Source organism: Marinobacter sp. ATCH36 (assembly GCF_023555055.1).
Lineage (GTDB): Bacteria > Pseudomonadota > Gammaproteobacteria > Pseudomonadales > Oleiphilaceae > Marinobacter.
Window position 1 is genome coordinate 560,540 of sequence record NZ_JAMJPL010000001.1, and the last position, 19,217, is coordinate 579,756.

The 19,217-nt window shown below is 57.8% G+C and carries 19 protein-coding genes; 3 read left to right on the forward strand and 16 right to left on the reverse strand.

Annotation, left to right across the window (positions count from 1 at the left end; translation table 11 throughout):
- Nucleotides 1-224: 224 nt before the first annotated feature.
- The gene (locus M8010_RS02475; protein ID WP_250087867.1) at nt 225-656 is read left to right on the forward strand and encodes a thioesterase family protein; all 432 of its coding nucleotides are present in this window, start codon (nt 225-227) and stop codon (nt 654-656) included.
- On the opposite strand, the gene M8010_RS02480 is transcribed toward M8010_RS02475, so the two are convergent.
- The 11 genes from M8010_RS02480 to M8010_RS02530 all read right to left on the reverse strand — a co-directional run bounded on the left by M8010_RS02480 (nt 650) and on the right by M8010_RS02530 (nt 12,337).
- Nucleotides 650-997, reverse strand: a complete 348-nt coding sequence (locus M8010_RS02480; RefSeq protein ID WP_250087869.1) for a Na+/H+ antiporter subunit G — start codon at nt 995-997, stop codon at nt 650-652. The two genes, M8010_RS02475 and M8010_RS02480, sit on opposite strands and share 7 nt — an antisense overlap.
- Nucleotides 994-1,263, reverse strand: coding sequence for a K+/H+ antiporter subunit F (locus tag M8010_RS02485; protein ID WP_250087871.1), 270 nt, complete (start codon nt 1,261-1,263; stop codon nt 994-996). Before M8010_RS02485 ends, M8010_RS02480 begins: the two co-directional genes overlap by 4 nt.
- The gene (locus M8010_RS02490; protein WP_250087873.1) at nt 1,260-1,754 is read right to left on the reverse strand and encodes a Na+/H+ antiporter subunit E; all 495 of its coding nucleotides are present in this window, start codon (nt 1,752-1,754) and stop codon (nt 1,260-1,262) included. The genes M8010_RS02485 and M8010_RS02490 overlap by 4 nt, the downstream gene beginning before the upstream one ends.
- Complete coding sequence (locus M8010_RS02495; RefSeq protein ID WP_250087874.1) at nt 1,751-3,301, reverse strand: monovalent cation/H+ antiporter subunit D; 1,551 nt, start codon at nt 3,299-3,301, stop codon at nt 1,751-1,753. The genes M8010_RS02490 and M8010_RS02495 overlap by 4 nt, the downstream gene beginning before the upstream one ends.
- Nucleotides 3,298-3,636, reverse strand: coding sequence for a Na+/H+ antiporter subunit C (locus M8010_RS02500; protein ID WP_250087875.1), 339 nt, complete (start codon nt 3,634-3,636; stop codon nt 3,298-3,300). Before M8010_RS02500 ends, M8010_RS02495 begins: the two co-directional genes overlap by 4 nt.
- A complete protein-coding gene (locus M8010_RS02505; RefSeq protein ID WP_250087883.1) occupies nt 3,636-6,446 on the reverse strand; it encodes a monovalent cation/H+ antiporter subunit A in 2,811 nt (936 codons plus the stop codon). The genes M8010_RS02500 and M8010_RS02505 overlap by 1 nt, the downstream gene beginning before the upstream one ends.
- A 99-nt stretch (nt 6,447-6,545) precedes the next feature.
- Nucleotides 6,546-7,829, reverse strand: a complete 1,284-nt coding sequence (locus M8010_RS02510; protein ID WP_250090097.1) for an MATE family efflux transporter — start codon at nt 7,827-7,829, stop codon at nt 6,546-6,548.
- A 327-nt stretch (nt 7,830-8,156) separates the two neighbouring features.
- Nucleotides 8,157-8,654 (reverse strand): thiol peroxidase, encoded by a 498-nt coding sequence (gene tpx / locus M8010_RS02515; protein WP_250087892.1) that lies wholly within the window; start codon nt 8,652-8,654, stop codon nt 8,157-8,159.
- Between the two features lie 101 nt (nt 8,655-8,755).
- Nucleotides 8,756-9,961, reverse strand: a complete 1,206-nt coding sequence (locus M8010_RS02520; protein ID WP_250087894.1) for a Bcr/CflA family multidrug efflux MFS transporter — start codon at nt 9,959-9,961, stop codon at nt 8,756-8,758.
- A gap of 215 nt (nt 9,962-10,176) precedes the next feature.
- Nucleotides 10,177-11,097 carry a LysR family transcriptional regulator gene (locus tag M8010_RS02525; RefSeq protein WP_250087903.1) on the reverse strand — a complete coding sequence of 307 codons (921 nt, stop codon included), beginning with the start codon at nt 11,095-11,097 and terminating at the stop codon, nt 10,177-10,179.
- 22 nt (nt 11,098-11,119) lie between these two features.
- Complete coding sequence (locus M8010_RS02530; protein WP_250087905.1) at nt 11,120-12,337, reverse strand: alpha/beta hydrolase; 1,218 nt, start codon at nt 12,335-12,337, stop codon at nt 11,120-11,122.
- A 96-nt stretch (nt 12,338-12,433) separates the two neighbouring features.
- On the opposite strand from M8010_RS02530, the gene M8010_RS02535 reads away from it, so the two are divergent.
- Nucleotides 12,434-13,105, forward strand: coding sequence for a haloacid dehalogenase type II (locus tag M8010_RS02535; RefSeq protein ID WP_250087912.1), 672 nt, complete (start codon nt 12,434-12,436; stop codon nt 13,103-13,105).
- A 148-nt stretch (nt 13,106-13,253) separates the two neighbouring features.
- Here the strand turns inward: M8010_RS02535 and M8010_RS02540 are convergent, their stop codons facing one another.
- Nucleotides 13,254-13,556, reverse strand: coding sequence for a hypothetical protein (locus M8010_RS02540; RefSeq protein WP_250087920.1), 303 nt, complete (start codon nt 13,554-13,556; stop codon nt 13,254-13,256).
- Nucleotides 13,557-13,709: 153 nt separating this feature from the next.
- Here M8010_RS02540 and yihG point away from each other — a divergent pair, with 153 nt between their 5' ends.
- Nucleotides 13,710-14,606 (forward strand): 1-acylglycerol-3-phosphate O-acyltransferase, YihG family, encoded by an 897-nt coding sequence (gene yihG, locus M8010_RS02545; RefSeq protein WP_250087922.1) that lies wholly within the window; start codon nt 13,710-13,712, stop codon nt 14,604-14,606.
- On the opposite strand, the gene M8010_RS02550 is transcribed toward yihG, so the two are convergent.
- The 4 genes from M8010_RS02550 to M8010_RS02565 form a co-directional block, all read right to left on the reverse strand.
- The gene (locus M8010_RS02550; RefSeq protein WP_250087923.1) at nt 14,603-14,815 is read right to left on the reverse strand and encodes a hypothetical protein; all 213 of its coding nucleotides are present in this window, start codon (nt 14,813-14,815) and stop codon (nt 14,603-14,605) included. The two genes, yihG and M8010_RS02550, sit on opposite strands and share 4 nt — an antisense overlap.
- A gap of 67 nt (nt 14,816-14,882) precedes the next feature.
- The gene (locus M8010_RS02555) at nt 14,883-16,883 is read right to left on the reverse strand and encodes a ribonuclease R family protein (RefSeq protein WP_250087924.1); all 2,001 of its coding nucleotides are present in this window, start codon (nt 16,881-16,883) and stop codon (nt 14,883-14,885) included.
- Nucleotides 16,884-16,957: 74 nt separating this feature from the next.
- Nucleotides 16,958-18,676: a sensor domain-containing diguanylate cyclase gene (locus M8010_RS02560; protein WP_250087932.1), complete on the reverse strand. Its 1,719-nt coding sequence runs from the start codon at nt 18,674-18,676 to the stop codon at nt 16,958-16,960.
- A 74-nt stretch (nt 18,677-18,750) separates the two neighbouring features.
- Complete coding sequence (locus M8010_RS02565; RefSeq protein ID WP_250087934.1) at nt 18,751-19,203, reverse strand: DUF411 domain-containing protein; 453 nt, start codon at nt 19,201-19,203, stop codon at nt 18,751-18,753.
- Between the last annotated feature and the right edge of the window lie 14 nt (nt 19,204-19,217).

Below are 19,217 nucleotides of genomic sequence, written 5' to 3' on the forward strand. Positions count from 1 at the left end.
TTTCAAAACTGTGCGGAGCCATGGATGGCGGAGCTCAAGCGCCACAGGGATGTGCTTGAGCGTGTTTTGAAAGAGCTATCCCAATCCCCGGTGCCCCAAGCTAGACGCGCCTGAAATAAAAACCAAGATAACCAATATTGAACTTGATGTCCCGGGATGAACGAAGACAGACAACCAAGTATCATTGCCCATCCTCATTACCGCTACCAAGCAGGATTCTAAACTTGGCTCGAATCAAGCTCTCTTTCCCGGACGACGTATTTTACTTTGAAACCCAGATGCCGGTTCGCATCACCGATATCAACGGTGCCAACCATCTTGGTAATGACGCCCTGATTTCCATGCTTTCCGAAGCCAGGGCCCAGTTCCTGGTGAACTATGGTGTCCAGGAGGCCGACCAAAACGGCATGGGTATAATCGTCACTGACCTGGCAACCATGTACCAGTCGGAATCCTTCTTTCCCGAGATGCTCAGGTTCGAGGTAGGCCTGATGGACTTCAACAAATACGGCGGGGACTTCGTGTTCCGGGTGACCAAGGCTGAAAGTGGCCAACCGGTGGCGCTGGCGAAATATGGTTTCGTGTTTTTCAACTACCAGCGCAAGTCCGTTGTGCCCATGCCCGAACGCTTCCGGGCACGTTTTGGTGGTCACTGATCCGGCGGGCCCTGACGGGTCCGGGGGGAACAAGGCAGTTTCCGGTGCAATGCCGCCTTGGCCATCATGTGGGCACTGACCGGCGCGGTCACAAACAGGAACAGCGTAATCAGTGCCTCCTGAACCGAAAGCCCGCTCTTCAGAAAGCTGAAATACAGCAGCGAAGCGATCAGAATACAGCCCACACCCAGCGTACTGGCCTTGGTGGGACCATGCAGCCGCATGTAGACATCCTTCAGGCGGGCAAGGCCGATAGAGCCGATCAACGCCACTATGGCGCCTGCCACCAGAAAAAAAGTAATGATCAGTTCCAGAACTAGGGGTATATCCGGGCTGTTCATTCGATTACATCCCCCCGTAACAGATATTTGGTCATGGCGACCGTACCCACAAAGCCCATCAACGCAATCAGCAGGGCCGCCTCAAACAGAATGCCCAGCGACATTTGGATATCCGCCAGCACAATCAGCGCAATGCTGTTAATCATCAGTGTGTCCAGCGCCAGAATCCTGTCGACAATATCCGGGCCGATCGCCAGCCGGTATAGATTCAGCAATATGGCAATGCAGAAAATGCCAATGACGAACGGAATAACGGTCTCAATCATCGGAAAATCTCCTGCAATGGCCGTTCGTAACGATCCTTGATCTGCCGGATCAGTGCCTCTTCATCCGTAACGTGCAGCGAGTGGATCAGCAGTGTTCGTGCTTCGGTATCGTAATGAGCGGTTACCGTTCCCGGTGTCAGCGAAATTGTACTGGCCAGAATGGTGATAGCGAAGTCATCATCGAGCTCCAGCGGGTAAGTGAAAAAGCTGGGCGTGAGCTGGTTGGGATAGAACAGAATACGTTTTGCCACCACCAGGTTGGAGAGCACAATATCCACCATCAACACCATGAAATATTTCAGTAATGGCAGCAGGTAGTGCACTTTGGCCTGTTCCGGCCAGAACGCCCGGGTAATGAATGGAATAAACATACCCAGAGCCAGCCCCAGCAGCGTATGGGCGACCGAGAAACTGTTAACCATCAGCAGCCAGAGCAGAGCCAGAAACAGCGAGAACAGTGGTCTGGGCAGCCAGAATTCGCGGCGATTCATTCTGTCACCTCCTCGCCCTGGCTGACATAGTCACCCAGCACCGTATCCACATAACCGGAAGGCTGATAGATCAGTTTTGTGGCAGCGTCCAGGTAGTCCATTACCGGCTGGGCAAAAAGGGCTAGCGCGAAACTGATGGCAATCATTACGCACACGGTGGCCATGCGGGCATGATCGAGCTGCTGGGTTTTCTCAATGGCCCGGGTTCTGGCGGTGGAATGTTCTTCCGGCCGCCAGAACCAGCCTGAGCCGGCCCTGCTCAGGGCGGCAATAATCAACAGGCCAGAGATCAGAATGGCCGCCCACAGCCACAGATAGTCCGGCAGCCGGGAGGATGCTTGCAGAATCCAGGCCTTGCTGACGAACCCGCTGAAGGGGGGCAGGCTGGCAATGCTGACGGACGCAATCAGAAATACGCTACCGAGAACCCAGCGATGGGAAAGAGGTGAGATCACAGAAAAACGGTCGTAACCATCATCACGGTAGCGGCCGATCAAATCCGCCAACAGGAAGAAAACCGCCGTCATACAGGTGCTGTGCAGCAGGTAAAACAGGCTGGCGGCCAGCAATTGTTCGTCGTTGCGTGAAAGGGTCGCCAGCAGTATTCCGACGGACACGATCACCATGTAGGCCGTCAGTGTCCGCAGGCTGGCCGCGCCCAGCACCCCGATACCGCCAAGCGCCAGCGTGATCAACGCCGTAGGCCAGAGCCATGCCAATACCGTGTCGTTGGCGGGCGCCCCTTCATCGAGACCGAACACCATCAGAAATACCCGCACCATGGCGTAAAAACCCACCTTGGTCATGATGGCGAACAGCGCAGCGACCGGGGCGCTGGCAGCGGAATAGGCCCGCGGTAGCCAGAACAGCAGTGGCAACAGTGCTGCCTTGATACCGAACACGACCATCAGCAGGAGCGAGGCCGCTTTTAATAAGGGCAGATCTGTCTCAGGCGCGTTGGCAATAGAATGGGCCAGATCCGCCATATTCAGGGTGCCGGCCAGGCCATAAAGGATGCCCAGCGCCAGCAGAAATAGTGCCGAACCCGCCAGATTGATGATTACATAATGCAACCCGGCGCGGCTGCGGGCACGTCCACCACCGTGCAGCAGCAGAGCATACGAGGCGATGAGCAACACTTCGAAGAACACAAACAGATTGAACAGATCACCGGTCAGGAAGGCACCATTGATACCCATGAGCTGAAACTGCAGCAGGGCGTGGAAGTGCGAGCCCTCGCGATCCGATCCACGGCTGGCGTAGAGAACGCAGAACAGGCTGAGAAGGGCGGTCAGCAGCAGCATGATGGCGCTGAGCCGGTCGAGTACCAGCACGATCCCGAATGGCGGTTGCCAGTTGCCAAGATAATAGAGGGTGTAGTCCGTGACACCCGCCTGAAGCACGGCCCACACAGCTAAGACCACGAGCAAAAGGGTTGAGCCAATACTCAGCGACCGTTGGCGGCCGATGTTGTAGCGATACATCACCAGCAGGAATGCGCCAGTCAACAGGGGAATGACGATGGGCATGATCATCAGGTGGTTCATTGGCGGTCCTCGTTCGGATCTTCGCCATCCACGTGATCACTGCGCAGTTCCACCGCCGCTTTCAGGGCCAGTACTACGACAAATGCCGTCATCGAAAAGCTGATTACGATGGCGGTGAGCACCAGTGCCTGGGGGAGCGGGTCGGTATACTTCTCTACCAGCCCGATCACAGCCGGGGAGGCCGTAGTCAGGCGGCCCATGCTGAACAGGAACAGGTTCACGCCGTGAGACAGAAGCGTCAGGCCCAGCACTACAGAGAAAGTGCGGGCCCGCAACATCAGGTAAACACCGGTGCTGGTCAGAACACCCAAGGTGATGGCAACCAACAGCTCCATCAGCCCACCTCCTGGCCGGGCCCGGCCACGGTCATCAGTTTGCCAAGGTTCGCCAGAATCAGCAGCGTGGCCCCTACCACGGTTGTATAGACCCCCAGATCAAACAACAATGCGGTAGCGAGCTCGAACTCGCCAATCAGCGGCCAGTCCATGTGGCTGAAGGCGGACGTAAGGAACGGGTAGCCGACAAACCAGCTCCCCAGCCCGGTGATGGTTGCAATCAGCAGGCCGGCACCAATCAATGGGCGGAAATGCGTCAGCATCCGCTCCTGGGCCCATACCAGCCCACCAGCCATATACTGCAGGGTGAGTGCAACCGCAGTCACCAGCCCGGCGATGAAACCACCGCCGGGCATGTTGTGGCCGCGCAGGAAGATATAGGCGGAAACCAGCAGGGCAATGGGCAGGGCCATGCGGGATACCATTTGCAGGATCACCGGATGAGGCTCGGCGAACCCTTTTGCGGAGCCGGCACTGGCAACCCGTTCTTTCAGGTGCAGGTCACGGGTGAAGGCGAATACCGCCACGGCGGCGATGCCCAGCACAGTAATTTCTCCAAGGGTATCAAAGCCCCGGAAATCCACCAGTATGACGTTGACCACGTTGGTGCCGCCGCCTCCGGGAACGCTGTTGGCCAGGAAGTACCCGGAAATGGTCTCGGCGGGCCGGGTCAGCACCGCGTAGGCGAAGAGTGCAACGCCGATCCCTGCCAGCCCGGCCAGGCTCAGGTCGCGGAATATCCGGCCAAATCCGGATTCCCTGGGCGAGGTCTGGGGCAGGAACGACAGCGCCAGCATCATGATGACCACCGCCATGACCTCTACGGAGAGTTGGGTAAGTGCCAGGTCAGGGGCCGAGAACTGGGCGAAGGCCAGGGTGACGAACAGGCCGGTGACTGATAACAGAAGCAGTGCTGGCAGGCGCTGATGGTGAAACAGTGCAACACCGAGTGCAGACAGGCAAAGGATGAGAGCACCGAAAGCCACCATCGGGTTAACCTCCGTCAACTCCGACGGCCCCTGCCAGCCACTGTAACCGCTGAGCATCCACAGCGCCGGTGCGATAGCCGCGACCAGAATAAACGCCAGGTAGCGTTGCAAAGAGCCGTTTTCCAGTCGATAGACGAGCGACTGGGCGAAGCGAATGCTCTGCTGCATGATCTGCTCAAAGATATTCTTGGCATCCACTTCCGGTAACTGGCGGTGAATCGCGAAAAGAGGACCGCGGGCGAGATAGAACACAATCCCACCAACCATAGCGATCATGCTCATCATGGCAGGCACCTGGGCATCAGCCAGCGCAGAGAAGTCGTACAGTGGCAGGTGAGTCATGGAAGTGGCCATGACGGCCAGATGAATCAACCCGTCGTAGGTTGCCTGAGGTGCCAGCCCCACCAGCAATGAGGCGAATGCGAGAATAAACAGCGGTATCAGCATACCCGCCGGCTTTTTGCGGGGTGGCCAATGGGGCAGATCTACCGGTTGGCCATTGAAAAACACGTTATGGAAAATACGCACGGAATAGGCCACGGAAAACAGTCCGGCGATGGTCACCCACGCCGGAATCAGCGTGTTGGCCCAATGGGGTGCGGTTACCAGCAGGCTTTCGGAAAACAGCATCTTTTTGCTCAGGTAGCCGCTCATCAGTGGCAGGCCCGCCATGGCCGCCGCCGGTATGGCCGTTATCAGCATCAGCGCCGGCATAGCTTTCCAGAGACCGTTGATGTTGCGCATGTCCCGGCTGCCGGTTGCCTGGTCAACAATGCCCGCCATCATGAATAAAGGAGCCTTGAACAGGGCGTGGGTTGTCAGATGGAACAGGGCAGCGGCCATCGCCATTTCACTGCCCATGCCAATTAACAGCGTGATCAGCCCCAGGTGGGAAATGGTCGAATAGGCCAGCAAGCCCTTGATGTCATGCATGAACATGGCCACAAACGCGCCAACCATCAGGGTAACCATACCGGTGATGGTAATCAGGCTGAACCAGAGCTCGGTATCACCCATGGCCGGATGCAGGCGGGCCATCAGGAACAGGCCTGCTTTCACCATGGTGGCCGAGTGCAGGTAGGCTGACACTGGCGTGGGCGCCGCCATGGCGTGTGGAAGCCAGAGATGGAATGGCGCCTGGGCGGACTTGGTAAAGGCACCGAGCAGAATCAGTGACAGAGTCAGCGGATAGCGGTCATCGCTGACAATGGTATCGGTAGCCGCCAGTACATCGCTGATCTGGTAGCTGCCAACAATCTGCCCCAGTAGCAGGATTCCCCCCAGCAGGGCCAGGCCACCCCCGCCGGTGATCACCAGCGACATGCGCGCACCCCGGCGGGCATCCCGGCTGGACCAGGTGAAACCGATCAACAGAAAGGACACCAGGCTGGTAAGTTCCCAGAACACCAGCATGAACAGCAGGTTCTCTGACAGCACGATGCCGAGCATGGCGGTCATGAACAGCTGGATCAGAATGAAGAATCGGCCTGCCGTGTCCTTGCCGGCGAAATAATAGCGGGCGTAGAGAATAATAAGGCAGCCAATACCGGTAATCAGGGTGGCAAATAACCAGCTCAGGCCGTCCAGCCGGAAGGCGAGGCCAAGGCCAATCTCGGGCACCCAGTTGAGGGAATAGACAAGGGCTTCTCCGGACTGGATCCGGGGAAGATAACTGAGCAGAAGCAGCAGGCAGATGGCCGGGGCGATCAGCGCAACCAGCGCGTGGGTCGACACATGATCCGGGCCGGGCCGCTTCTGTCTTGAGAGGAGCGAAGCAATGGCTCCCAATACGGGCAAAAAGACGAGAAGCCCAATGTCCATAACGGAATTCAGCCGGTCAGGAGTGAGTTCTTAAATGTATTCAGCTTATTAGCAATCTTCATGTATAGCTAATTTTTGAGGCTTTTTCATTCTTATAAGTCAAGAAACAGCGTGCAGATCCGCCAGTTTCCGGATGCCCTGGCGGTAAAATGAATAAGCCATGGCGCCTGCCAACAGGTTACCAGCCAAGGCACCACTCATCAGCCCTTCGATGCCGCCAACCTGGGCACCGATCCAGAGAAAAGGCAAAAAACAGATGAACAGGCGAAGGGTAGATACCAGCAGGGCACGCATCGCCAGTCCGAGAGCGTTGCACACAGACACCATCAGCATGCAGATACCCAGGCCGCTATAGCTTAGCGGCACCCGAATCAGATAGCTGCCCAGCACATCGCTCACATCGCGGTCGCTGGTGAACAACTCGGATACCAGCCCCGAGGCCATCAGCCAGATCAAACCAATGGCCAGCTGCCATATCACCACGAAACGAACCGCAAGCCGGACCAGTTTGCGGATCTGCCCAAGTTCGCCGGCGCCGAGCATATGCCCGACCATGGGTGGCATCGACATGGTCAGTGCCAGCACCACCACAATGGAGAAAAATTCCAGGCGCGTACCCAGGCCCCAGGCAGCCACCGCGGCGGAGCCAAAACCGGCCACCAGTGCCGTAGCCACCATCGCCGAGACGGGCGGCATCAGCTGGCTGACCATGGCGGGGGCCATAATGCCGTTCAGCTGCCTGAGTGCTTTGCCAAGAGCCAGTTGCTTCAGATCGAATCGCAACCAGCCGCAACGGAGCAGTTTGGGGTAGATAAACAGACAGCCTATGCCGAAGGCGGTAATGGTGGCCAGGGCGGCACCGGGCAGACCCCAGCCGAAGACAAAGATATACAGTGGATCAAGGGCAATATTGGCGAGGCTGGTGGCCACCATCATGTAGCCGGGCAGTTTGGTGTCGCCGTGGGAGCGGCACACGCTGTAACCGAAATAGAGCATGGCACCGGTCCAGGCGGAAATCAGCCAGGGTATCCAGTAGTTGCGGATCAGGGGAAGCAGGCTTTCCTCGGCCCCGAGCATGTCCATGATCCGGGTTTGAAGCAGCCACAGGCCGATACAAAGAATGAAGACCAGGGCGGCGCCCACGGTAACCACCAGGCCGCCCAGGCGCTCTGCCCGGAGCTGATCGCGGGCACCCAGTGTTCTGGAGATGATGGCGGTGGTGGCAATGCCGAGGCCCACTTGCAGGCCGATGATCAGTTGTTGCATGGGCAGGGTGAAGCCCAGCGCCGCCAGTGGGTCGCGGCCTAGCTGGCCGATGAAGGCGCTGTCCACCAGCTGGAAGGTCATCAGTGACAGCACGCCGAAGAGCATGGGCCAGGTCATGGTAAACAACTGGCGTGGCAGGCTGGCTTGGGGTTCGGCGTTGGTCACTTTGAGGGCTTTGGTTCCTGGTCTTTTGTTCGGAGGGCGATTCTAGCAGGTTTGTTGTCTTGGGAGGTGGCAGGCTGCGGGTTACGGGGCTGGGTCCGGGGTGGGGTGTTTTTTCTTATGGGAAAAGAACTCGCTTGGCTCAGACACCTTTTCCCGCCAGAAAATACACCCCACCCCGGACCCGACCTAACAACACAGTTATCTCCCAAGGTCGGATTTACCCGTGAAGGGCGTAAAAGGCGAAGCCGTAATCCGACAACAAAGCTGACCGATCAAAAATCAAAGCACTGCCAAAGCCGCCTCATAATCCGGCTCGTCCTTGATCTCACCGACCATCTGACTGTGCAACACCTTGTTGTCTTCATCCAGAACCACCACCGCACGGGCGGTAAGACCGGCCAGGGGGCCGTCCTGAATGGCAACGCCATAATCCTGCTGGAAACTGTAGTTGCGGAAGCTGGACAGCGTAATAACGTCTTTCAGGCCTTCAGCACCACAGAAACGACCGGCGGCAAATGGAAGGTCTGCGGAAATAACGAGCACGACGGTGTTGTCGAGGCTACTGGCTTTTTCGTTGAATTTGCGGGTAGAAGTAGCGCAGGTTGGGGTGTCGACGCTGGGAACGATGTTGAGGACCTTGCGTTTGCCGGCCCAGTTGCCGAGGTTGACGTCTTCCAGGCCCTGGGTGGTCAGGGTGAAATCGGGGGCGGTGTCGCCTTTTTGCGGCAAGTTGCCGCTGACGGTAATCGGATCGCCGCCGAGTGTTACATTGCTCATAGAGAACTCCCTTCGCTGGCTTAATGAATTAGTGCGTAACAACTTACTCTGTGTAGTTCATTTTGGATGCTTTTTCACCCAGCGGCAGGATTAAGTTGCTTTCAGGCGGGCTCGAATCCCGGCGCCGGGTGACGTTGTACCAGCAATAGGTAGCTGGCCAGGGCCGCTACAGCGCAGGTAGCGATGGTAGCGGCCATTACCAGTGAAGTACCGTCGTGCAGATACCCCACCAGCATACCGATGATGGCTGCAACGACCATTTGGGTAAAGCCGAAAAGCGCAGAAGCAGAGCCCGCCATGCGGGGGAAGTTGGCCAGGGCTCCGGCCATGGTCTGGGGCAGCACCATGCCAACGCCAATCATGAACAGGGATTGAGGCAGGATCACGGCCCAGACGTTGTAGACCTCTGTTACCGCCAGCGCAGCCATCAGCCCGCCACCCGCTACCGAAACAACCAGACCCCTGATCAGGATCTGGTCTGGCACCAGGCGGCGGCCCAGGCGAACGGCATTGAGATTACCCCCGATATAGCCGGCTACCATGCAGGCGAAGAACAGCCCGAAGTGTTCCGGCTTTACGCCCAGGAAGTCGATCAGCACAAACGACGACCCGGACAGGAAAGCAAACAGGCCGGCAAACGTCAGGGAATTGGTCAGGGTGTAGCCAAGGAAACTGATATCCGAGGCAATGGCCCGGTAGTTTTTTACCAGGTTGCCAATGCGCAGGGACTGTCGGTTTTCCGGGCGCATGGGCTCGGGAATACCAACAGCAATCACGGCCGCCATAATCAGGGCATAACCGCCCAGTGCGAGGAAGATTGACTCCCAGCCAAGCCCGACCACCATGAAGCCACCCAGGGTCGGCGCAATGGCCGGTGCCAGCGCCATGATGCTGGCCAGAATTGCCATGATTTTTGCCGCCTCCCGGGGTGAATAAATATCCCTGACAGCCGCTCGGCCCAGTACCGGTCCGGCAGAGCCACCAAGGGCTTGCAGGAAGCGGGAGAGGATCAGGGTTTCAATGTTGGTGGCCAGAGCACAGATAACACTGGCAACCGCAAACAGCAGGAAGCCGCCAATCATGATCGGTTTGCGACCAAAGCGATCCGCCAACGGCCCACAGATCAACTGAGCGAGGGCGAAACCCGCCATGTAGACGCTCAGCGTCAACTGAACCTGTCCGGTACTCGCCGCCAGGGACTCCCCCATGCTGGGCAGCGCCGGCAGATACATATCAATCGCCAGCGGTCCCAGGGCGACAGCTGCTGCCAATAATATCGTTGTCCATACACTGGTAAGTGCAAGCATTGCTTTTCCCGGAATCTTCGGAGTATCGCACTGGGTGTGAACCGGCCTTCTGAAACACGCTGTGAATACGTCCCTGTACGCTCGGCTCCGCCATCCTTGGCTCCGCACGGTTTCAGAAGGCCGGCTCACACCCAGCGCTTGATCAGATCCGGGCAGTTTACGCTCGTGCTTTTGATGAGATAACTATCTAACGTTTCATACAATATATGAACAAATCAGATGGAATGGTCATTCTGGCTGTTCATGGCGGCAGCAACACCGTTTACGTGGTTGCGGATCCAGCGGTGGGCGGGGTCATTCTGGTTTCGTTTGTGCCACAGCATCAGCATGGTGAACGGCTTGTAGTCGAAAGGCAGGTGTACCCAGGCAAAGTCCTTCAGTAAGTGCTCACTCATGCGCCTGGGTGCCGTGGCCAGCATGTCGGTTCCGTGCAGGAAGCCGGGCAGGCCGGAGAAGTTGGATACGGTGACTGCTGTTTTGCGGGTCAGGCCCCGGGCGGACAGGGAGCCCTCAAAGGCGGTTTTCTCGCCGGTGCCGAAAAGGATGCCGATGTGGTCTGCTTTCAGGTAATCCGCCAGGGATTCGGGAGGTTGCCGGCGGGCGGGGTCATAAAAAACCACCATTCGATCCGCCATCAGGCCCCGTTGCATGATGTCCGTAGCTTCCGGGGCATGGGGCGAGAGAATCAGGTCGCACAGGTCCTTGCGCAGCATATCAGCCGTGGGGATTCCGGAAGGAATCACCTGCAGGCGGATGCCGGGCGCTTCCCGCCGGAGAACCGACAGCAGGCCGGGTAGCAGCAGGTCACGCTGGTAGTCGTTGGCGGCGATGGTGAAGGTGAATTCGGCGCTGGCCGGGGTGAACGGCGGGCCGGAGGACAGGGAGTGGAGGTCGTCCAGGATCTGGCGAACGTGTGGGCCGGCCTGCACAGCGTAACGGGTGGGCACAATGCCGCGGCCGGATTTTACGAACAGGGCATCGCCCAGGGCCTGTCGCAGGCGGTCCAGAGTGTGGCTGACTGCTGACTGGCTCACGCCCAGGCGCACGGCGGCTCTGGAGACACTGCCCTCGTCCAACACGGCGATAAAGGTGCTGAGGGAGCGGATGTCCAGGTTAAATGTATCAATGGGGTTCATGAGTGGAATTGTACGCCAGGACTCAGAGCTTTTCCTGTGTCAGCACAAATTCCGTTAATGCTTCGGCTACTTCGTTGAACCAGGGGTTGTAGGTCAGGCGGCTGGTGAGTACCGGCTTTTCAGTGTCGTGCCAGGCACTGAACCACAGGTCTTTCTCTGCCAGCTGGCGGCAATCCTTAAGGCTGATGAGGTTGGGTTCCAGGCAACGTTGTAGCGGTTTGCCAAGCCCGTAGAGCTCGTTGTCTGGCGCAATGGCGAGCGACTGATGGGAGAATTCCAGGATGTTGTTATCCGGCAGATAACTGTTAAAGCTGACGATGCGATCATCCCGCCAGGCTTCCGGCCAGGGCTCCCGCAGGTCGCGGAACACCAGCATGCGGTTGTCCGGGTTGGTGAAGCGGGTGCGGAACTGGTTGACCAGGAATTCCAGGTTGATCACCGAGTCCGCCTCTGTTGCCGCCACCAGCACGGGCAGGTCGATTTGCCGGTATTGCGACAGCAGGTTCTGAACATTATTGAGCACATCGGACAGCTGGACTGCGGAGTTGGTGGCAAACGACTCATACTTGACCGGATTAAGCTCCGGCTCTTCTTCTACAAAATCCCTGAACAGCCGCGCAGTACTGGCCAGCCAGAGATAGTCCTTAAGGCCGTTGAGCTCCCAGGCCGGTGCCAGCACCACCAGGCCAGCGGGCCTGGCGCTGTCAGTTGCCAGGGCGCGCTCGGTGGCAAGGGCCCCGCCGAGGGAGAAGCCACCGATAAAGGGAATGTCCACGTCTTCTGCGAGGGCATCGAAATGTTCGCGAACCTGCGCTCGCCAGACATCTGCATCGGCAGTCACCAGATCGCCGGGCCGCGTGCCATGGCCCTGTAACAGAACCGTGCGGACTTCCACGCATTGGTCAGCGAGTACTCTAGCGAAGTCGCGAAACACAAAGGGAGAATCGCTCAGGCCGTGCACCAGCAGTATTCCCCGGGTTTGCTCTGACTTGCAGTGCGCGGCAGGTGTTATCCGGAAAGGCATGTTCCATTCAATTTGCTGTTTCCGGGGGAAGTCGGGTACAGCAACCAGGTTGTCATCCAGGTGCTTGCGCGTTTGCTCCAGGTATTGGGCGAAGTCCTCTCCATTACCCACGGTCAGTTGCTCATTTGCAGGTTCATACATCACTGGTGATGAGCTACACGCGGATACCAGTGCCAGCGCGATGATCAGTAGAGCTCTGGTGGGGGCTTTGGTCATGAGTTCCCTTGCGAACAGTTTTGAATGTTCATTCAAAATGTAGTGTCGAATAGTTTACGATGAATCAAACCTGACTGGATGACAAAGGAGCACCTGATGAAGCCAATTCTGGCCTTCGATGTTTACGGAACCCTGGTGGACCCGCTTGGTATGGCCGAACTGCTGGCCCCGGATGCCGGCGAGGCGGCGGAATCGGTCAGCGCCCAGTGGCGTGAGAAGCAGCTGGAGTTTTCCTTCCGCAAGGGGTTGATGCGGATGTACGAGGATTTCGGGGCCTGTACCCGTCAGGCACTGCGGTATGCGATAGCCAGCCATGGTTTTGCGTTAAGCCAGGAGAGGGAGGATGAGCTTATGGCTGCCTATCTTTCGCTGCCGGCGTTTGATGATGCGCTGCCGGCGTTGCTGTCCCTGGAGGGGGATTATCTGATGTATGCCTTCTCCAACGGAACTTATCCGGCGCTGGAGAAGGTGCTGGGGCACAATGATCTGCTGGCGATGTTTGACGGGCTGGTGTCGGTGGATGACATTAAAAGTTTCAAGCCGGACCCTGCGGTGTATGCCTATGCGCGGCGTGCTACGGGGGCGATGGATCAGCCGTTGTGTTTGGTATCGAGTAATGCCTGGGATGTGATCGGGGCCCGGGCGGCGGGGTTGATGGCTATTTGGGTGCAGCGGGACCCCGGGAAGGTTTTTGAGGACTGGGGGATTCAGCCTAATGCGGTGATTCGTAGTCTTTCGGAGTTGCCTGCTACCTTGGCTAACCTCTGACCCTGGTGGAAGCGAAGTGCGTCTAGGGCTTTCCAAAACACGCTGTGAATACGTCCATGTACGCTTGGGCTCCGCCATCCCTGGCTCCGCACAGTTTTGGAAAGCCCTAGACGCACTCCGCCCATAGTTGGGAGTCGGTTTTGTCAGTTCAGTCTGACCTTTCAGCCAACCACTCCGCCATTTCCAGCCAACTTTCCTTCGGCGCTTTACTGCCGGCCAGAATACCCATGTGCCCGCCAGGGGTAACCCGGAAGGTGACGTCTTTGGAGCTGACGTGGTCTTCAATGCGTTTGGCCGCGTCGGGGGTTGCCAGGGTGTCGGTGTCGCCAGCGATGGCGAGGAGGTTGGCGTTGACGTTTTCCAGGCGGGCGATGTCTTCGCCGATCTGGATCTGGCCTTTGGAGAGTTCGTTGTCGATCCACAGGCGGACTACCGCGTCCTGCACAGCCACCAGTGTCGGATAAGACTAGACTACCGGCACAAGTTAAAACTATGGCAAGAACGTCCACCGTAATTGGCAAACCGGTCACTTCGCGCCACTGCCCAAACACGCCAACCATTGGTATCATTCACGCACCGAAACAAAACCAACAACAGGACAACCATGCTCAGCTTCCTGCCAGCCCCGGTCATCGGCGTTATCAGCTCCATCCTTTTGGGTCTCAACACCCTGTTCTGGTGCCTGCTGCTCTACATCCCGGCAATTCTCAAACTCATCATCCCCCACAAAGGCTTCCGCGTGCTCTGCACCAAAGCCATCATCTGGATCGCCGAAGCCTGGGTCGCCTGCAACACCGGCTGGATGAAACTCACTCAGGGCACTCGATGGACCGTTCATGGCGATGAAAAACTTGAGCGCGAAAGCTGGTACCTGGTACTAAGCAACCACCAGAGCTGGGTCGACATCTTCGCCATGCAGCGGGTCTTCAATCACCGCGCGCCGTTTCTCAAGTTCTTCCTCAAGCAACAGTTGATCTGGGTACCCGTTATCGGCCTGGCCTGGTGGGGGCTGGATTTCCCGTTCATGAAACGCTACAGCCGTGAATACCTGATCAAACACCCGGAAAAGCGCGGGGAAGACCTGAAAGCGACCCGCCAGGCCTGTGAAAAATTCCGCTATACCCCGGTCAGTATCATGAACTTCGTGGAAGGCACCCGGTTTACCCAGGCCAAGCACGACCAGCAGAAATCTAAATACACCCACCTTCTGACGCCCAAAGCCGGCGGTGCAGCCTTTGTGCTGGATGCCATGGGCGATACCATCGAAACGCTGGTGGATGTGACCATAGCCTACCCGGGCGGTGCGCCGACGTTCTGGGATTTCATGTGCGGTCGGGTTCGCGAAGTGAAAATGGAGATCGACACCGTCGCTATTCCTGAACACCTCAAGGGTCGGGACTATGCAACCGATGCCGAGCACCGCAGGAATGTGAAGAATTGGCTGGGAGACCAGTGGCGGGCCAAGGACGATAGGCTGTCGAGGATGCTTGGGGGCAACTAACGGTTGTCGCTGCTCTCGTCGTCCTCTACCTCTTCGGGGTGCTCTTCCTTGTAGTGCTCCCACTCTTCCCAGTCATGGGGCGTACCAGCGTGGGGCCTCTTCAAGTGCTTGGCGTGCTCCATGGCATTATGGCGCAGGCTGTGATCCCGCTCCTCTTCTTCCTCGTCGAAGCCGTACTTCTTGAGGAATTCCGTTGGGCTAATAGGCATCCGGATTCACCTCCGTAACGAGTGACTGCCTGTATTGTTATTACGATGGTGCTCCGGAGCCGGATTTTCAAGCATCGCCTTTGTTGTCAGGCTCGTTTTCTGCGCTTGGGGCGTCAGACGATGCTTCCACCAGGTTGAACAGGATCTGTTTGCGCTCGTCATCAACACCGGCAAAGGTGACGGTCACCGCTTGTTCAAGCTGGAAGGTGCGGCCGTTCTTGTTGTGAACCAGGCGCATTGTGACCGGATCAAAGCTGAATTTTCCGTCCAGCGTCTTACAACTGACAAACCCCTCCAGCCCGTTGGCATCCAGCCGGACGAAAAAGCCGGAGGGTGTTGTGCGGCTGATCACGCCGGTCATTGCTTCCTCGCCCAGGGTGCGGGCGAAGTCGCTCTTTAGCCAGCTTTCCAGGCTGTTGGCGGCCTGTCGCGCCCGGAACTGGGTCAGCTGAAGTTCGGCCAGTTGTTCCTCGCTGAGTTCACTCAGCGGTTCCTGCCACAAAATGGATTTGATCAGCCGGTGCACGTGAAAGTCGCTGAACTTGCGTAGCGGTGAGGTAAACGTGGTGTAGGCGGCCAGACCCATGCCCTGGTGTGGCGCGGGTGTAAACGACAGTTCGGCGCGGGCAAGCTGGCGGGAAATGATGGCCTTGACCGGTACTTCCGAGTCCAGTCCCTCGGTCTGTTTCATCAGGTCGCGAAAGCCTTCCGCGCTGGTCGCATCCACGCCGGCGAGATCCGGGGCATAGCCTTCCAGCAAGGCGCGGATATTGTCGGCGCGGTCGTCGCGCAAGCCGGGATGCTGGATAAACAGGCCCTTGTCCTGTTGGCCAAGAAAGTCCGCTGTGCAGCGATTGGCGGCGATCATGCACTCTTCCACAAGGCGATGCGCCTCGTTCTGTACCGAGGGTTCAATCAGCCGTACCCGGCGGTTCTCGTCCAGGCGCAGGCGGAATTCCGGGCGGTCGCCGTTCACCAGAGCGTGTTCATTTCGCCACTTACGAAGCGCGGTGGCGGCCTGGTGGAGCTGATCGAGACTATTGGAGACAGTGTCCGTCAGCGCTTTGACATCGTCGGCTTCACGGCCCTCAATCAGGTTGGATACCAGCTCATAACTGAGCTTGCCGTGTGAGCGGATGACAGCCTTGTGGTAGCTGTAGTCGCCCAGGCTGCCGTCGTTGTTCACTTGCAGATCACAGACCAGCGCCAGGCGTTTCACATCCGGCATCAGTGAGCACAGGCGGGTGCTGAGCGTATCGGGCAGCATCGGCAGTGGTTCGCCCGGGAAATAGATAGCGGTGGCGCGGCGGAAGGCTTCCTGCTCGGCCGGACTACCGGGTTCGATGACCGCGGTAGGATCGGCGATGGCAATCGACAGTTTCCAGCCGGTGGCGTTGGGTTCCGCCAGCAGGGCATCGTCCATGTCCTGGGTACCCGGGCTGTCGATGGTCACGTAGGGCTGCTCGGTGCGGTCTTCACGGCCGTCGCCCTTCGCTTCGATCACCGACTCGTCCAGTGCTTCAGCCTGTTTGCTGACGGCTTCCGGCCAGGTGTCCGGCAGGTTGAAGGTGGCAACCGTGAAGGAGCGCTCGATGCCAGTCTCGCCGGCCTTGCCGATCACTTTCAGGATTTTTGCCTGGCCCTTGCCGTCCTTGATCGGGTGTTTGTGGATGCGGCAGTAAATGTAGTCATCCGGCTCGGCGTTCAGGCGTTCCTTGGGGGGGATAAAAATCCAGCGATTGATACCCGGTGTCTCCGGCACCACGAAGTGGCCCTTGCCTCTCACCAGGTAACGGCCTACAAAAGTGTCCAGGCTGGTTTCCAGCAGTTCGTCCACCACACCCTGGGTCTTGCCCTTGTCGCCTTCCTGCTCGGTAATACTGACCCGGTCGCCGGGCAGAACTTTCTGCATCTCTTCTGGCGGCAGAAATACATCCCGGCCCTCATCCAGCGCGACAAACCCGAAACGCCCGTTGGTGGCTTTGACGGTACCCGGAAACACCACCTTTTTTTCTTCGATATCGGATTTCAGCTGGCGCAACTGGCTGAGGGCGTCGGCATTGAGCATGAACAGAACCTGACTGGATAAAATTTGAGTGTTGCTGCGGAGTATACCGGTTATGGCGGTATGAGTCAGACCTGTTACGCGGGGTTAATTTCCTGCCCGGTTTCATCCACGATAAAAACCTGGTTTCTGCCCAGCGTTTTCACCCGATAGAGGGCCTGGTCGGCCTGGCGCAGGATGGTATCCACATCGTCGCCGGGCTGGCAGTAATAACCGCCGACGCTGACGGTGACAGGTGTTCCGGTCCGGATACTGTCTCTTTCAATGGTTTCCCGAATGCGCCTGGCGATTTGCTGCAGGGTATCCCGGTCGCAGGGTGACAGCACAACTACGAACTCGTCCCCGCCCCAGCGACCGGGATGGTCGTAAGGGCGCAGTCCGGCTTTCAGCCACAGCGCAACGCGGCAGAGAATATCGTCACCGGCCTGATGGCCCAGTTCGTCATTGATGGCTTTGAAGTGATCAATATCCAGCCAGATCAGGCCGAAGCCGGTGTCCAGGCGCTGTGCCCGCTGGATTTCGTCACTAAGTGCCTCATCAAGGCCGCGGCGGTTTTTCAGACCGGTGAGGGCGTCAACGCGAGCCAGGCGATTCAGTTCCTTGGTACGCTGCTCAACCTTACGCTCCAGTTCCCGGGTTGAATGCCGGAGGGTATCGGTCATTGTCTCGAAATGGCTGGCGAGGCGGCCGATTTCGTTGTCGGGTTTGTCCAGTTGCGGGAGTGTGAAGTTGCCGCCCCGAACGTTTTCAACCGCCTTGTCCAGGCTGATGAGGGGTTTCAGGATGCGTGAGCGGATAATAAGGTGGAATATGATCACAGTAATTAGCAAACTGATCAGGAAAACCGCAACCAATGGCCATAAATAGCTATAGGGAAGGAGCGTTTCCAGATCTAGCAGGGTGATCTCGAACCAGCCGATAGCGGGCAGGAAGGCGACGCCCGCCAGGTGCTTCCTGCCATCGACGATCACGAAGCTGCTTTCTACCGCCCGGGAGCCGTCGCCACGGTTTTTGAGCATTTGCAGCATGCCAAGCACTTTCTTCTTGTCTTCGGCCTGGTCGAACAGGAGGTCGACGGTGTTCTTCTGGCCTTCAGGCTTGATGATACTGGCAAAATCAATGTAATTGCGATCACGATAGAGCTGAATTGCGCCGTTGTAGTCCACAAACAGTGTCGTAATGCCGTCCTGGTCGATGTCGACGATATCCTGGAGGAATGCGTCCAGATCCAGGCCAGTGCCCACCATGCCGACGATGCGTTCGCTATCGTCACGCATGAGTACGTCGATCCACAGTTTGGTAACGCCAAGCTCGGTGTCAGGGTTTACATTGAGGTGGAAATCCCGGCCTTCCTCAATCAGCTGGAAGAACCAGGCATCCTCGGGTTTGTCCGGATCAAGCTGGTAGCGGAACTGGTTGTCTACAAACTCATTGTCGGCGTTGTTGTAATAGTAGTGGCGGGAATCGCGAAGGGCGACAAAATAGCTGTTATCGCGGAAATTGCTCCGGAAGCTCTCCATTTCCCGAATTGCTTCGCCCTGAAGACTTTCGTTATCCGGGTCCGTTGCCCACCTGATCAGGGTGGAGGAATCCGCCATCTGGCGGGCGAGCCCGATTTCCCGTTCCAGTGATTGCAGCAGGCGGGCGCTGTCATAGCGCACCTGGATTTCAGCAACCTGCTGCCCCCAGCGCTCGATAATATCCTCGGAAAGCTCCCGGTACGCCAGCCAGGAGGCCAGCGACGCAGCAATCATCAACGCCGCCGCCAGGCCCAGAAGTCGGGTTTTCAGGCTCAAGAAGCTTCCCTCGCTCATTATGCATCTATCAGATCACCATGATAGTGCAGGCGCGGCGAAGACACTACTAACGACTACTGGTTGTATTCTGCAAATATCCGGGTCTGGCCGGCTTCGTTAAACAGAATCACCTTGTAGGCATCCTTGCGGTCACCCATTTCCATGCCCGGCGAACCCATGGGCATGCCCGGCACACTCAGCCCGGTGGCTTTTGGGGCTTCGGACAGCAATCGCTTGATATCGTCTGCGGGTACGTGGCCCTCGATGACGTAGTCTCCGACAAAGGCGGTGTGGCAGCTGCCCAGGCCGGCAATCAACCCGGCGTCAGCCTTGATCTTGCCCATGTCGTTGGTGTCCGTGGCTTTCACATTGAAGCCATTGTCTTCCAGGTGGTCGATCCAGTCGCTGCAGCAACCACAGGTAGGGGACTTGTAGACGTGAATGTCTTCCAGCCCCTCATCGGCCTGTAACTGGCTGTTCAGGCCAACGGTGGCGACAAGGCCCAGGGCCAGCATATGCTTTTTCATGACGTTACCTCAGT

Bases quoted from the DNA above. Each gene is read 5' to 3' on its own strand.
- M8010_RS02480 (WP_250087869.1), bottom strand. From the start codon at position 997: ATGAACAGCCCGGATATACCCCTAGTTCTGGAACTGATCATTACTTTT.
- M8010_RS02485 (WP_250087871.1), bottom strand. From the start codon at position 1,263: ATGATTGAGACCGTTATTCCGTTCGTCATTGGCATTTTCTGCATTGCC.
- M8010_RS02490 (WP_250087873.1), bottom strand. From the start codon at position 1,754: ATGAATCGCCGCGAATTCTGGCTGCCCAGACCACTGTTCTCGCTGTTT.
- M8010_RS02495 (WP_250087874.1), bottom strand. From the start codon at position 3,301: ATGAACCACCTGATGATCATGCCCATCGTCATTCCCCTGTTGACTGGC.
- M8010_RS02500 (WP_250087875.1), bottom strand. From the start codon at position 3,636: ATGGAGCTGTTGGTTGCCATCACCTTGGGTGTTCTGACCAGCACCGGT.
- M8010_RS02505 (WP_250087883.1), bottom strand. From the start codon at position 6,446: ATGGACATTGGGCTTCTCGTCTTTTTGCCCGTATTGGGAGCCATTGCT.
- M8010_RS02510 (WP_250090097.1), bottom strand. From the start codon at position 7,829: ATGACCTGGCCCATGCTCTTCGGCGTGCTGTCACTGATGACCTTCCAG.
- tpx (WP_250087892.1), bottom strand. From the start codon at position 8,654: ATGAGCAATGTAACACTCGGCGGCGATCCGATTACCGTCAGCGGCAAC.
- M8010_RS02520 (WP_250087894.1), bottom strand. From the start codon at position 9,961: ATGCTTGCACTTACCAGTGTATGGACAACGATATTATTGGCAGCAGCT.
- M8010_RS02525 (WP_250087903.1), bottom strand. From the start codon at position 11,097: ATGAACCCCATTGATACATTTAACCTGGACATCCGCTCCCTCAGCACC.
- M8010_RS02530 (WP_250087905.1), bottom strand. From the start codon at position 12,337: ATGACCAAAGCCCCCACCAGAGCTCTACTGATCATCGCGCTGGCACTG.
- M8010_RS02535 (WP_250087912.1), top strand. From the start codon at position 12,434: ATGAAGCCAATTCTGGCCTTCGATGTTTACGGAACCCTGGTGGACCCG.
- yihG (WP_250087922.1), top strand. From the start codon at position 13,710: ATGCTCAGCTTCCTGCCAGCCCCGGTCATCGGCGTTATCAGCTCCATC.
- M8010_RS02550 (WP_250087923.1), bottom strand. From the start codon at position 14,815: ATGCCTATTAGCCCAACGGAATTCCTCAAGAAGTACGGCTTCGACGAG.
- M8010_RS02555 (WP_250087924.1), bottom strand. From the start codon at position 16,883: ATGCTCAATGCCGACGCCCTCAGCCAGTTGCGCCAGCTGAAATCCGAT.
- M8010_RS02565 (WP_250087934.1), bottom strand. From the start codon at position 19,203: ATGAAAAAGCATATGCTGGCCCTGGGCCTTGTCGCCACCGTTGGCCTG.